This is a genomic window from Verminephrobacter aporrectodeae subsp. tuberculatae (genome assembly GCF_026127385.1).
GTDB classification, from domain to species: Bacteria; Pseudomonadota; Gammaproteobacteria; order Burkholderiales; family Burkholderiaceae_C; genus Acidovorax; species Acidovorax aporrectodeae.
Window position 1 is genome coordinate 711290 of sequence record NZ_QZCX01000003.1, and the last position, 13233, is coordinate 724522.

Genomic DNA, 13233 nt, shown 5'->3' on the forward strand with positions numbered 1-13233 from the left:
GATGATCAAAAACTACGTGGAGCGCGGCTTCCGTGTCGTTATAATGAGTATCTATGATGCATCGACTACGGCTATCATGAACGGCGACCAGAAGTGAGTATAATGAAAATCCAAGCGCGCATCAAACAGTTACGTTCCGGGGTTCGACATGGAATTCAGAGCCCTTGGTTCTTTCTGCTGGTGGTCATCGGCACCTTTTTATTCGAAATTTTTCTTATTGCAAAAAACACTAATGTAGCGGCGGCCGGGGTCTTCGCGCTCACAATGTTTGGTCCGTTCCGGGGACTGTGGCAATCTACGTCTTTGGTGCATATATCAATGCTTGAGAAAACCATCTTTGACGCAGTTCGCGAAAAACTGCAACCACGCGAAGCTGAACTGTGGGACAAACAAATCGCAGCCATCAACAGGATCACTATCGCTTCAGGCGGGGTTAAAGCCAATTTCTTTGTAATGCGTAATGGAAAATCAGATTTTCCTTCGGAGCTATGCTTTGCCAAACGCAGAAGGTTTAAAATCGCAGAATTCGACATTGAGACCAACACAGGCGCTGCAACGTTGCATGGCCGTGTTTGGTGTGTGAAGGGTCATGTGTCCTCAATTGAATACGGACGCGATGACTCTTTCAGAGAATTCGAGCGCATGGCACAAGGTCAATGGCATGTTGTTCGCTGCCAGATCGTCAACTATCCTGCTTGATAAAAAATAGCTGGATGAACCGATCGCGCAGGCGACACGCCGGCCCGGCCTTGCGTCGCACAATCAGCGCCCGGCGCCCTGCCCCAGACCCTGGCAGCCCCCCGGGAACCCTCAAGGAGACAGACGAGCATGACCCGCACCATCCAACAACTGTTTGACCTGCGCGGCAGGACCGCGCTGGTCACCGGTGGCTCGCGCGGTCTGGGCCTGCAACTGGCGCACGCGCTGGGCGAGGCGGGCGCCCGGATCGTGCTCAGCTCGCGCAAGGCCGCCGACCTGGAACAGGCCGCCGCCACACTGCAGGCCGCAGGAATCGACGCGCACTGGATCGCTGCCGACTGCGCCCAAGAGGAGGACATCCGCCGCCTGGCCGACGAAACGCTGCAACGCATGGGCGCGGTTGACGTCCTCGTGAACAACGCCGGCGCCGCCTGGGGGGCACCCGCGCAGGACCACCCGTTGCCCGCCTGGGACAAGGTGATGGACCTGAACGTGCGCGGCTGCTTCATCCTGAGCCAGCACCTGGCCAAGCGCAGCATGATCGGCCGGCGCAGCGGCAGCATCATCAACGTGGCGTCGATTGCCGGCCTGGGCGGCAACCCCAAGGGCCTGAACACCCTCGCGTACAACACCTCCAAGGGCGCGGTGATCAACTTCACCCGCGCACTGGCGGCCGAATGGGGCCAATACAACATCCGCGTCAACGCCATCTGCCCGGGATTTTTCCCGAGCAAGATGAGCGCCGGAGCGCTCAAGGCGCTGGGCGCGGACGCGCTCGCCGCAAACGCGCCGCTGGCTCGCCTGGGCGACGACGAGGACCTCAAGGGCCTGTGCGCGCTCTACGCGTCGGACGCGGGCAAGCACATCACCGGGCAATGGCTCGCGGTCGATGGCGGTGTGAGCGTCGTTGTGGGCGGGTGAACGCAATGGATCCCGTGCTGCCATTTGGCGTTGACATCCCCTTCGTCCACCACCTCGGAATCGTTGTGCACCGCATGGAGGGCGGCGTGTCCGAACTCGGCTACGAGGCCCGACCGGAGCATCTGAACACCCTGGGCGTGACCCATGGCGGCGCGTCCATGACCCTGCTCGACGTGGCCATGGCGATCGCCGCGCGCAGCGTCACGCCCGACATGGGCGTGGTCACCGTCGAGATGAAAACCAGCTTCATGCAACCCGCCCGGGGCCCGCTGCTGGCCAAGGGACGGCTGATCCATCGCACTGCCACCCTGGCCTTTACCGAGGGCACGGTGTTCGATTCCGGGGGCCGCCTATGCAGCCAGGCCACGGGCACGTTCAAATACGTGCGGCGCCTGCCACCCGAGCGGCGCGGCGCCGGCAGGTCGGGATGATCGCCCGCGCTGGAAAAACTTTTCGAGTCTGATTCTCCACAGGAGCACGCATGCCACGCAATCAACAAATCGTTCTCGACAACCGCCCCCGGGGCGCGGCCGTGCTCGGCAACTTCAGGCTGGTGGTGGCGGACACGCCTGCGCTCGCCGAGGGTCAGGTGCTGGTGCGCCACCACTACCTGAGCCTGGACCCCTATATGCGCGGGCGCATGAACGAGGGCCCGAGCTACGCCGCGGCGCAGGCCCTGGGCGAGGTGATGATCGGCGGCACCGTGGGCGAGGTGGCCGAGAGCCGGAACCCGCAGTACGCCGTGGGCGACAAGGTGCTGGGCATGGGTGGCTGGCAGGAATACAGCGTGGTCGATGGCAGGACCCCGGGTGCGCTGCGCAAGCTCGGCGCCAGCCCGTTTCCGCTGTCGTACTACCTGGGGGCCGTCGGCATGCCCGGCGTGACGGCCTGGTACGGCCTGGTGAAGATCATCGCGCCCAAGGCCGGCGACAGCGTGGTGGTCAGCGCCGCGACGGGCGCCGTGGGCAGCGCGTTTGCGGCCCTGGCGAGGGCGCGCGGCTGCCGCGTCGTGGGCATCGCGGGCGGCGCAGAGAAATGCCGCTACGCAGTGCAGGAACTGGGCTTTGACGCCTGCATCGACCACCAGCAGTACGGCAACGAAGGGAAGGCCCTGGCGCAGGCCCTCGGGCAAGCCTGCCCCCAGGGAATCGACGGCTGCTTCGAGAACGTCGGCGGCTGGATCCTGGACGCGGTCATGCTGCGCATGAACGCCTTTGGCCGCATCGCCCTGTGCGGACTGATCGCTGGCTACGACGGCGCGCCACAGCCCCTGTCCAACCCCGCGCTGCTGCTCGTCAAGCGCATGCGGATCGAGGGCTTTATCGTGAGCGAGCACCTGGAGGTCTGGCCCGAGGCCCTGAAGGAACTGGGCGCGCTGGCGGGCAGCGGCAGGCTGCGCCCGCGCGAGACCATCGCGCAGGGCCTCGCCGCCGCGCCAGAGGCTTTTCTGGGCCTGCTCCAGGGCAGGAATTTTGGCAAGCAACTTGTCCAGCTGATCTGAAACGGCACCCCGCAGCGCCATGCCGAGGAGTCCGCAATGCACGCCACCGGCCCCGCCAACACCCACAGCGTGTTCAACCAGAGCGCACCCTGGGTCAACGCAAACCTGCTCGCCACCAACTTGCCCCTGCTTGATGCGCTGCGCCTGCATTGCGCGGATTTGCCGCTGACCGGGCTGGCCGCGCTGGGCGCGGAAATGGGCTCTGCCGAGATGCAAAACCACGCGCGCCTGGCGCATGCCCACAGGCCGCAACTGCACACGCACGACCGCTTTGGCCAGCGCAGCGACGAAGTGGAGTTTCACCCGAGCTACCACGCGCTCATCGGCGCTGCGCTGCGCCACGGGCTGCACGCCACGCCCTGGGCGCGCCCGGGAGCGGCGCATGCGCATACCGAGCGCGCCGCCGGCTTCATGCTGTTTACCGAGGCCGATCCCGCGGTGCTGTGCCCGGTCTCCATGAGCTACGCCGTGGTGCCCGCGCTGCGCGGCAACGCCGCCGTGTGGGCCGACTGGAGCGCGGGACTCACGGGCACCCGCTACGACCCGCGGCTGGCGCCGTTCGCGCAAAAATCCGCGCTCACCATGGGCATGGGAATGACCGAGAAGCAGGGCGGGTCGGACCTGCGCGCGAACACCACGCAGGCGCTGCCCGACGGCGCCGACGCCTGGGGGCAGCGCTTTCGCCTGACGGGCCACAAATGGTTCTTCTCCGCGCCCATGTGCGACGCCTTTCTGGTGCTCGCGCAGGCGCCGCGCGGGCTGAGCTGCTTTTTTCTGCCGCGCGTCCTGCCCGGGGACGGCAGCGCCGGGCGCAACGGCCTGCGCATCCAGCGCCTCAAGGACAAGCTGGGCAACCATGCGAACGCCAGCGCCGAGGTCGAATTCATGGACGCGCTGGCCTGGCTGGTGGGCGAGGAGGGACGCGGCGTCGCGCAGATCCTCGAGATGGGCAGCATGACGCGGCTCGACTGCGCCCTGGGAACCAGCGGCCTGATGCGCCAGGCGCTGACGCAGGCGCTGAACCACGCGCGCCAGCGCATGGCCTTTGGCAGGAAGCTCATCGACCAGCCGCTGATGCGCAATGTGCTCGCCGACCTGGCGCTCGAGAGCGAGGCGGCCACGGCGCTGTCCATCCGCCTGGCGAGCGCCTTCGACCAGCGCGGCGCGAACCCGCACGAGGCCGTCATGGCCCGGCTGCTCACGCCCGTGGCCAAGTTCTGGGTCTGCAAGCGCGGCAGCGCGTTCGCGCAGGAGGCCATGGAATGCCTGGGCGGCAACGGCTACGTGGAAGCGGGCGGCGAGGGCGTCATGGCGCGCATCTACCGCGAGATGCCGCTCAACTCGATCTGGGAAGGGGCAGGCAACATCATGGCGCTGGACCTGCTGCGCGCCCTGCGCCGGGCCGACACGGCAGCGGCGCTGGCCGATGAACTCGCGCCCGCGCGCGGCGCGCACCCGGCGCTCGACCGCCTGGCCGACGCGCTGCCGCTACGCGCCGACGCCATGACCGACGAAGCCGGGGCGCGCCGCCTGGCGCAGGACCTGGCGCTCGCCGTGCAGGCCGTACTGCTGCATCGCAGCGCCCCGGCGAGCGTGTTCGGCGCGTTCTGCGCTTCGCGCCTGGGCGGCGACTGGGGCCACAGCTTTGGCACGCTGGGCGCCGGGATCGATTTCGACCACCTGCTCGCGCGTGCCTTGCCGGCCTGAAACCACAGACCGTGCAAGGCGCGGTTCAGCCCACGAGGGTCATTCCCGCGTGCTTTGCGGCGCGGACATCAAAGGTCATGGTGCGTGCGCAGCCCGCGCTGGCCGCAGAGCGCTCGATCAGGCAATCGGGAAAATCCGCCTTCCCTGCGCCGCAGGCGCGCAGGGCGCGCAGAACCAAATCGGCCCGCTCGACGAAAAACTGTTTCGTGCGGACGATGGATTCAAGCGCCTGCACCGCCTGCTTGCCCGCCAGTTCGTAGCTGGAAGTCAGTACCCAGTACAACTCGACGACCATCACCAAGCTGATGAATCCGGGGTTGTCGGCGTCGAGCGACTCGATCAGCCGGCTTGCCTGCGCCGATTGCCCGGGCTCGTCCTGCATGATGTAGCGCACGAGGACATTCGTATCGAGGCCAATCACCGCGCAGAAGCTCCACGCCGGGCGATGGCCGCGTTCATGGCTTCGATGGAAACGGCCTTCCCGGAGTGCGCGAACAGGCCCTTCAATTCGGTGACGTCGTGCGTCGCCGCGACGAACTCATAGCGTCCCGGCGCGATCTGCACGAATTCGACGCGATCACCCGAATCCACCCCGAGGTCGTTGCGCACACCGACAGGGATCGTGATCTGGCCTTTGGAGGTGATGGTTGCAGTGGTCATATGATGCGCTCCTTTTGCCTTACTTTATGGTAAGGAAAATCCCGCGTCAAACGCAGGACGGAAAGCCTCCTGGATCGGCGCGGAGCCGATTCAGAATGGCGCGGCAATTTTTTCCAAAATGGGCCTGTTTTCGCAAGCCAATGGTCGCATAGCATGCGGTCCATCACCGGGTCTCATCCTGCTGTTGCGGGCAAGAAATGGTGACAACAAATAGAGGAGACACGGACATGATGAAGCCCAAGCGAGCCCTTGCCGCCTTGTTGGCGGGGCTGATGGGGTGGACGCTCAGTGCCAGCGCGTCTGCCGCGACCCTCCGGTTGCTGACCTGGAGCGGCCTGGCTCCGGATGCGCTGGTCAAGAAGTTCAAACAGGAGACCGGCATCGACGTGCAGGTCACCCTCTCGAACAACGAAGACATCATCTCAAGGCTGCGTGCAACGGGTGGCGCGGGCTTTGATCTGGCGCAGCCGAGCCAGGACCGGATCACCGGGCCGCAAGCGGATTTCCGCATCTACAAGCCGATCGACCTGTCCCGGGTCCAGACCCGGCAGTTCATCCCCGACCTGCTCGACGCCACCAAGGCGAATACGACGATAGGCGGCAAGGTCTACGCGCTTCCCCATACCTGGGGGACGCTGGGCGTGCTGACGAACAACGCCAAGGCCCCCCATGTGTCGGGCATCGCCGACCTGTGCACGGGCGCGTACAAGGGCAAGGTATCCATGCGCATCCGGCGCCCGGCGCTGATCCTGATGGCCTTCGCCAGCGGCGACGATCCCTTTGCCGCGTATGCGAACCCGGACAAGTACCAGGCCATCATCGACAAGGCCGGGCAGAAGCTGGCGGCCTGCAAGGCCCATGTGAAGGCCTACTGGAACAACTCCGACGATCTGCTGAACATGATGCGCTCGGGTGAGATCGTGGCCGCTGAGGGCTGGGACTCGCATGCCTTCAAGTTGCAGGGCGAGGACATGGACATCGGCTACGACAAGAACCCGCTCGGCTGGATCGATACCTTCGTGCTGCCGGCCAAGGGCCGGGCCGACGACGCTGCCTACCAGTGGATCGACTTCATGATGCGGCCGGAGAATGCGGCGATCGTCATGCAGACCTCGAACAATATGACGGCCTCGGCCGGCGCGCAGGACCTGGTTCCGGAGAAGCTGCGCCAGGTGCTCGCCCGCGTGTATTCGCCGCAAGCGATCGCCCGCATCCATTGGTTCCCGCCGATTCCTTCGGGTCTGGAGACACGCGAAGGCAAGATTCTTGACCGCATCGCGGCGCAGTGAAGCCCGGTTGCCAACCCCATGTCGTATGACCTCGAATGCCGCGATGTCGTCAAGGCATTCGGCAGCCATGTGGCGGTTGACCATGTGTCCTTGGGCGTCAAGCAGGGCTCGTTTTTTTCCATCCTCGGCCCTTCGGGTTGCGGCAAGACCACGCTGATGCGCATGGTCGCCGGCTTCGGCCAGCCGAGCGCGGGCGACATCCTGATCAAGGGCCGTTCGGTGCTGGACACGCCGCCGAACAAGCGCCCGGTGAACATGGTGTTCCAGCATCTGGCGCTGTTTCCCATGATGTCGGTGGCGCAGAACATCGCCTACGGGCTCAAGCGCAAGGGCGGGATGACGCGCAGCGCGATCGACAAGAAAGTCGCTGAGGCCCTGGAGCGGGTCGGCCTGCCGGGCTGCGGCCCCAAGCAGGTGACGCAGTTGTCCGGCGGACAGCGCCAGCGCGTGGCGATTGCGCGCTGCCTGGTGCTCGAGCCGGCCGTGTTGCTGCTCGACGAACCGCTGGGCGCGCTGGACCTGAAGCTGCGCGAGCATATGAAGCTCGAACTCAAGCAATTGCAGCACCAGTTCGGCACGACCTTCGTCTACATCACGCACGACCAATCCGAGGCGCTGGTGATGTCGGACCAGGTGGCCGTCATGAACGGCGGGCGCTTTGAGCAGGTGGCCAGTCCGCAAACGCTCTACTACGAGCCCGCGACCGCCTTCGTCGTCGGCTTTGTCGGCGACAGCCACCGCTGGCGGGGGCGGGTCACGCAGGTCCACGCGGACGGGCTCAGCGTCTCGACCGCGAACGCCCAGACTTTGCAGGTGCTCGGCAGCGCAGCGACCCGCGCCCGACTCGGCGACGAAATCGAGCTGTTCGTGCGGCCGGAGGCGATCCGCATCAGCCTGGCCGACACCGCCGCCCCGCCGCAGGACAGGCTGCTGAACATGATGACCGGCCGGCTCGAGAGCCTGTTGTTCAATGGGGCGAACAGCCGGGCCATGGTGCGCGTGCTGTCCGGCGAGCTGATTCCCGTGGCCCTGCCGCAGAACCAGCCCCCGTGCGGCCTGGTGCAGGGCGCTCAGGTCCGGATCGCTTTTTCTGCGCGCCAGTTGATGGCCTTTGCGCTGCGGGCCGGAGGCAATCCATGAGCAGCGCCACGGCAGACGATCTGCCGGGCCAGACCCTGGGCCGGCGGCTGTCGTTCTGCCTGGTGCTTGCGCCTTTCTTGTTGTGGATGCTGCTGATCATCGTGCTGCCGCATATCGATCTATTGCTCCTGTCCTTCAAGGAGCCGATGGCGCAGGGCCGCGCAAACACCGGTCTCGGGAACTACCGGGAGTTTTTTGCAGAGCGGGTGTATCCGCTCACGCTGGCGCGCACCATCGCCATGTCGATTCTCGTGACCCTGCTGGTCCTGGTTATTTCCTGGCCGGTGGCCTACTACATCGCGAAGATCGCGCGGGGCCGCTCCAGGACCTTGCTGTACCTGGCCTGTCTGCTGCCGTTCTGGGTCGGTGAGCTGGTGCGCGTGTTCGGCTGGACCATCATCCTGCGGGAGACCGGCCTGCTGTCGCGCGGGCTCCAGTTCGTCGGTCTCGCAGACGCTCCGATCGAATTTCTGTACAACGACGCGGCGATGCTCGTCGGCTTGGTCTACACCTTGATGCTGTTCATGATCGTGCCCTTGATTTCGGTGCTCGAGACGCTCGACGACTCGCTCGTCGAGGCCGGCTACGACCTGGGCGGCAACGGGGCCGTGGTGCTGCGCCAAATCGTCATCCCGCATGCGATGCCGGGCATTGCCTCCGGCTGCATCATGGTCTTCATGCTGAGCCTGGGGAGTTTTCTGACGCCGATCCTGATGGGCGGCAAAAGCAGCCAGTGGTTTACCGAGCAGATCTACAACCAGTTCATCACCCGCTTCAACTGGGAACTGGGGTCGGCCTTCGGCTTCGTGCTGCTGCTGGCCTCCAGCCTCGTCGTATGGCTGGGTCTGAAGCTCAGCGGGCAATCGCTGGCGCGTTCCTTGACCCGGGGGCGTTGAACATGCTGCGGACCCTCCCGGGCAAGAGGTACTTGCATTGGATGCACCGGGCCTACCTGGGCCTGTTCCTGGCGTACCTGGCGACCCCGCTGTTGGTCGTTGCCGTCTTTGCCTTCAACGATTCGGGCATCCCCTCGCTGCCATGGCGGGGCGCGACGCTGGACTGGTTCATCGGCAATGGCTCATCGCGCACGGGCATGCTCTTTGACCGTGAGATTGCCGTGAGCATGGGCCACTCCTTGTTCGTCGCGCTGCTCGTGAGCGTGCTGTCCATCGTCTGCGGAACCACCACGGCGTTCCTATTCGACGCCCAGCGGGGGGCCGTCGGCGTCGAGGTGCTGGTCCGCGGGCAGCGCCACCGCTTTGGCGCGCGGCGCGAGGTGGTGCTGTCCGCAGGGGCCGTGGCAACACCCCAGTTGCTCCAACTGTCCGGCGTGGGCGACGCGGCGCTGCTGCAACGGCACCAGATTCCGGTGCTCCAGCATGCGCCGGCGGTGGGGCGCAACCTGCAAGACCACCTGTGCACCTCATTTTTCTTGCGCGCCAATCGCTCCACGATGAACGACCAGATCCGCCATCCGTGGCAGCAGGCGCGCGCGCTGCTGGCGTACTGGTTCAGGCGCCGGGGCCTGCTTGCAACCACGGTCAAGGCCGGAGGGTTCCTCAGCACCGCCGGCCCGGGCGGGCTGCCCGACGTGCAGCTGTATTTCAACCCGCTGTCGTACCAGCTGCCGGACAACGGCGGCGCCCCGCGCCTCACGCCCTATTCCGGCTATACGATTTTTTTCTCCCCGTGCCGGCCGAGCAGCCGGGGCAGCGTGCAGATCAGCAGCGCCAACGTCCACGAAGCGCCGCGCATCGATCCGGCCTACCTGTCCACCGGGCAGGACCGGCAGGCCGCGATCGCCGGCGCCCGCTTGGTGCGCAGTCTGCTGGCAACGCGCGCGCTCGCGCAGGTGACTGCGGCCGCCATGCAGCCGGTGCCGGCCGGCGACGACGACGCCAGCCTGCTGCAGTTCGTGCGTGCGCACAGCGGCTCGGTCTACCACCTGTGCGGCAGCTGCGCGATGGGCAGCGATGCGCGGCTCGCGGTGCTCAACAACCAGTTGCAAGTGCATGGCGTCAGCCGTCTGCGCGTGGTCGATGCATCGGTCTTTCCGAACATCACCTCGGGTAACATCAACGCGCCGACGATGATGGTCGCAGAAAAAGCGGCTGCGCTGCTGCTGCTCCACCGACCGTGACAATCCGCCCATGACGCAAGCCCCCTTGTCCATTGCCTCCTCCGACACCATCGACGCCCGCCTTGATCTGTACATCGATGGCCAGTGGCTGCCGCCCGAGGGCCGCGGCTACCGCCACATCATCGATCCGGCCACCGGGCGCCTGCTCGCGCAGGCCGCCGAGGCCAGCGTGGCCGATGCGCAGCGCGCCATCGCTGCGGCCCGGCGCGCGTTCGACGAGGGCCCGTGGCGCGACACCGGAGCACGCGAGCGCGCGCTGCTGCTGCAGCGCATCGCCGACGCCATAGCCGCCGACGCCGAGCCGCTGGCCCGGCTCGAATCGCTGAACACCGGAAAGACCATCAGCGAAAGCCGCAACGACATGGCCGACATCGTGGCCACGTTCCGCTATTTTTCGGCCCTGGTGGCCACGGAGTCGGGCCTTGCGAACGAGGCACCGGCGCACGTCATCAGCCGCACGCTGCGCGAGCCGGTGGGCGTGTGCGGCTTGATCACGCCGTGGAACTACCCGCTGTTGCAGGCCGCGTGGAAGATCGCGCCAGCGCTGGGCGCGGGCAACACGGTGGTGCTCAAGCCCAGCGAGCTCACACCCCTGAGTACGCACCGCTTGACCGGGCTGCTCGCAGGCATCGGCCTGCCAGCGGGGGTGTTCAACCTGCTCACCGGCCCCGGCGCAGTGGGCGCCGAGCTCGCGCGCCACCGGGACGTGGACCTGGTGTCGTTCACCGGCGGCGCGCTCGCCGGGGCCTCGGTGATGGGCGCGGCCAGCGGCAACTTCAAGAAGGTCGCGCTCGAGTTGGGCGGAAAAAACCCGAACATCGTCTTCGACGACGCCGACTTCGATACCGCAGTCGATTACGCGCTCAACGCCGCGTTCTTCCATGCCGGTCAGGTCTGCTCGGCGGGCTCGCGGCTGATGCTGCAGGACGGCGTCCACGACCGCTTCGTCGACGCGCTCGTCCCGCGCGTGCGCCGCATCCGCCTGGGCAACGGCCTTGCCGAGGGCACGCAGATGGGCCCGGTGCAATCGGCCATGCAGCGCCGCAAGGTGCTGTCCATGGTCGCCGCCGGCGTCAGCGAGGGCGCGCTGCTGCGCTGCGGCGGCAAGGCGCCCGCAGGAGCAGCCTTTGAAAACGGCTTCTGGCTGGAGCCGACCGTGCTCACCCACGTGCATGCGGCGATGGCGCTTGCCACCGAAGAGATCTTCGGCCCGGTGCTGACCGTCGAGCGCTTTGCCACCGAGTCAGAGGCGGTGCGCCTGGCCAACGCCACGCCGTTCGGGCTGGCAGCGGCCGTGTGGACCCGCGACCTGGAGCGCGCCAACCGCGTCTCGCGGGCGCTGCGCTTTGGCACCGTATGGGCCAACGACTACCACCCGTACTTTCCCGAGGCGCCCTGGGGCGGCTACAAGGCCAGCGGCATAGGCCGCGAGCTGGGCCGTGGCGGCCTGGACGAATACACCGAACTCAAGCACAGCTACATCAACCTGGCGCCGCGCCCGTTGGGCTGGTTTGGCGCCCGGACCGACTGAAGCGGGCCCACCATGACGCCGCCTGCCGCGCAGGAAGAATACGACTACGTCATCGTCGGCGCCGGCTCCGCCGGCTGCGTGCTGGCCACCCGCCTGACCGAAGACCCCGGCGTGAGCGTGCTGCTGCTCGAAGCCGGCGGCCCCGACCACCGCTGGGATTTCCGCACGCAGATGCCGGCCGCGCTCGCCTATCCCCTGCGGACGCGCACCTACAACTGGGCCTACGCGAGCGCGCCCGAGCCGCACATGAACCAGCGCCGCATGGCGCAGGCGCGCGGCAAGGGGCTGGGCGGCTCGTCGCTGATCAACGGCATGTGCTTCATCCGCGGGAATGCGCTGGACTACGAGCACTGGGCCAGCGACTTCCAGCTGCCCGACTGGCGCTACGCCGACTGCCTGCCGTACTTTCGCAAGTCGGAGACCTACGACAAGGGCGCGAACGACTGGCATGGCGATTGCGGCCCGCTGTACGTCACCACGCCGCGCCAGGACAACAACCCGCTGTTCCACGCCTTCGTCGAGGCCGGCGCGCAGGCCGGCCACGCACGCACCGACGACCTGAACGGCTATCGCCAAGAAGGCTTTGGCCCGATGGATCGCACCGTCACCGCCCAGGGCCGCCGTTGCAGCACCTCGCTGGCGTATCTGGACCAGGCGCGCCGCCGTGGCGCGCTGACGGTGCGGCCGCACGTGCTCGCGGACCGGGTTCTGTTCGAGGGTCCGCGCGCCGTCGGCGTCGCGGCTCTGATGCACGGCCGGCACCACAGCTGGCGCGCGCGCCGCGAAGTGCTGGTGTGCAGCGGCGCGATCGCCTCGCCGCAATTGCTGCAACGCTCGGGCGTCGGCAACGCCGATGCGCTGCGCGCGCTGGGCATCGAGCCGGTCGCGCACCTGCCGGGCGTGGGCGAGAACCTGCAAGACCATCTGGAGCTGTACATCCAGTACGCGTGCCTGCGGCCGGTCTCGCTGTACCCGGCGCAGCTTTGGTACAACAAGCCGGGGATCGGCATCGCCTGGTACCTGAACGGCACCGGCCCGGGCGCGAGCAACCATTTCGAAGCCGGCGGCTTCATCCGCAGCGACGCGCGCTTTGCGTGGCCGAACCTCCAATACCACTTCCTGCCGCTGGCGGTGAACTACGACGGCAGCAACCCGGTGCGCATGCACGGCTTCCAGTGCCATGTGGGATCGATGCGCTCGCCGTCCACCGGCCACGTGCGGCTGACTTCACGCGACCCGCGCGACAAGCCGCGCATCCTGTTCAACTACATGGCGCACGCCGTGGACTGGCAGGAGTTTCGCGCCGGCGTGCGGCTCACGCGCGCGCTCGTCGCGCAGCGCGCGTTCGACGCCTACCGCGGGCACGAAATCGCGCCGGGCCCGGGCGTGCAGACCGACGCCGAAATCGACGCCTTCGTGCGCAGCCACGCCGAGACCGCGCTGCACCCGTCGTGCAGTTGCAGGATGGGAGCGGCCGACGACCCGATGGCCGTGGTCGATTCCGAAGGCCGCGTGCACGGGCTGCAGGGGCTGCGCGTGGTCGATGCGTCGATCATGCCGCGCATCATCACCGGCAACCTGAATGCACCGACGATCATGATCGCCGAGAAAATCGCCGACCGGATCCGCGGCGCCTGGGGTCCGG

The 13233-nt window shown here is 66.8% G+C and carries 12 protein-coding genes and 1 pseudogene; 11 read left to right on the forward strand and 2 right to left on the reverse strand.

Annotated features, from left to right (window positions below; genetic code table 11):
• Positions 1-102: 102 nt before the first annotated feature.
• From D5041_RS18225 to D5041_RS18245, 5 genes are all read left to right on the forward strand, one after another.
• A complete protein-coding gene (locus D5041_RS18225; protein ID WP_265285418.1) occupies positions 103-699 on the forward strand; it encodes a hypothetical protein in 597 nt (198 codons plus the stop codon).
• Between the two features lie 129 nt (positions 700-828).
• On the forward strand, positions 829-1620 hold the full coding sequence (locus tag D5041_RS18230) for an SDR family oxidoreductase (protein ID WP_265285419.1): 792 nt from the start codon (positions 829-831) through the stop codon (positions 1618-1620).
• A gap of 14 nt (positions 1621-1634) precedes the next feature.
• Positions 1635-2051, forward strand: coding sequence for a PaaI family thioesterase (locus D5041_RS18235; RefSeq protein WP_029554143.1), 417 nt, complete (start codon positions 1635-1637; stop codon positions 2049-2051).
• A gap of 50 nt (positions 2052-2101) precedes the next feature.
• Positions 2102-3121 (forward strand): NADP-dependent oxidoreductase, encoded by a 1020-nt coding sequence (locus D5041_RS18240; protein ID WP_265285420.1) that lies wholly within the window; start codon positions 2102-2104, stop codon positions 3119-3121.
• Positions 3122-3157: 36 nt separating this feature from the next.
• Positions 3158-4828 carry an acyl-CoA dehydrogenase family protein gene (locus tag D5041_RS18245; protein WP_265285421.1) on the forward strand — a complete coding sequence of 557 codons (1671 nt, stop codon included), beginning with the start codon at positions 3158-3160 and terminating at the stop codon, positions 4826-4828.
• A 25-nt stretch (positions 4829-4853) separates the two neighbouring features.
• Here D5041_RS18245 and D5041_RS18250 read toward each other — a convergent pair whose 3' ends face one another.
• Positions 4854-5249 (reverse strand): type II toxin-antitoxin system VapC family toxin, encoded by a 396-nt coding sequence (locus D5041_RS18250; RefSeq protein WP_265285422.1) that lies wholly within the window; start codon positions 5247-5249, stop codon positions 4854-4856.
• Complete coding sequence (locus tag D5041_RS18255) at positions 5246-5488, reverse strand: AbrB/MazE/SpoVT family DNA-binding domain-containing protein (RefSeq protein ID WP_010110049.1); 243 nt, start codon at positions 5486-5488, stop codon at positions 5246-5248. Before D5041_RS18255 ends, D5041_RS18250 begins: the two co-directional genes overlap by 4 nt.
• A gap of 227 nt (positions 5489-5715) precedes the next feature.
• Here D5041_RS18255 and D5041_RS18260 point away from each other — a divergent pair, with 227 nt between their 5' ends.
• From D5041_RS18260 to betA, 6 genes and pseudogenes are all read left to right on the forward strand, one after another.
• On the forward strand, positions 5716-6777 hold the full coding sequence (locus tag D5041_RS18260; protein WP_010110048.1) for an extracellular solute-binding protein: 1062 nt from the start codon (positions 5716-5718) through the stop codon (positions 6775-6777).
• Between the two features lie 18 nt (positions 6778-6795).
• Positions 6796-7917 (forward strand): ABC transporter ATP-binding protein, encoded by a 1122-nt coding sequence (locus D5041_RS18265; protein ID WP_265285423.1) that lies wholly within the window; start codon positions 6796-6798, stop codon positions 7915-7917.
• The gene (locus tag D5041_RS18270) at positions 7914-8813 is read left to right on the forward strand and encodes an ABC transporter permease (RefSeq protein ID WP_010110046.1); all 900 of its coding nucleotides are present in this window, start codon (positions 7914-7916) and stop codon (positions 8811-8813) included. Before D5041_RS18265 ends, D5041_RS18270 begins: the two co-directional genes overlap by 4 nt.
• A gap of 2 nt (positions 8814-8815) precedes the next feature.
• Positions 8816-10057 (forward strand): GMC oxidoreductase, encoded by a 1242-nt coding sequence (locus D5041_RS18275; protein ID WP_265285424.1) that lies wholly within the window; start codon positions 8816-8818, stop codon positions 10055-10057.
• A 10-nt stretch (positions 10058-10067) separates the two neighbouring features.
• The gene (locus D5041_RS18280; RefSeq protein WP_265285425.1) at positions 10068-11588 is read left to right on the forward strand and encodes an aldehyde dehydrogenase family protein; all 1521 of its coding nucleotides are present in this window, start codon (positions 10068-10070) and stop codon (positions 11586-11588) included.
• 12 nt (positions 11589-11600) lie between these two features.
• A pseudogene (gene betA, locus D5041_RS18285) lies at positions 11601-13220 on the forward strand (choline dehydrogenase); the annotation flags it as partial.
• Between the last annotated feature and the right edge of the window lie 13 nt (positions 13221-13233).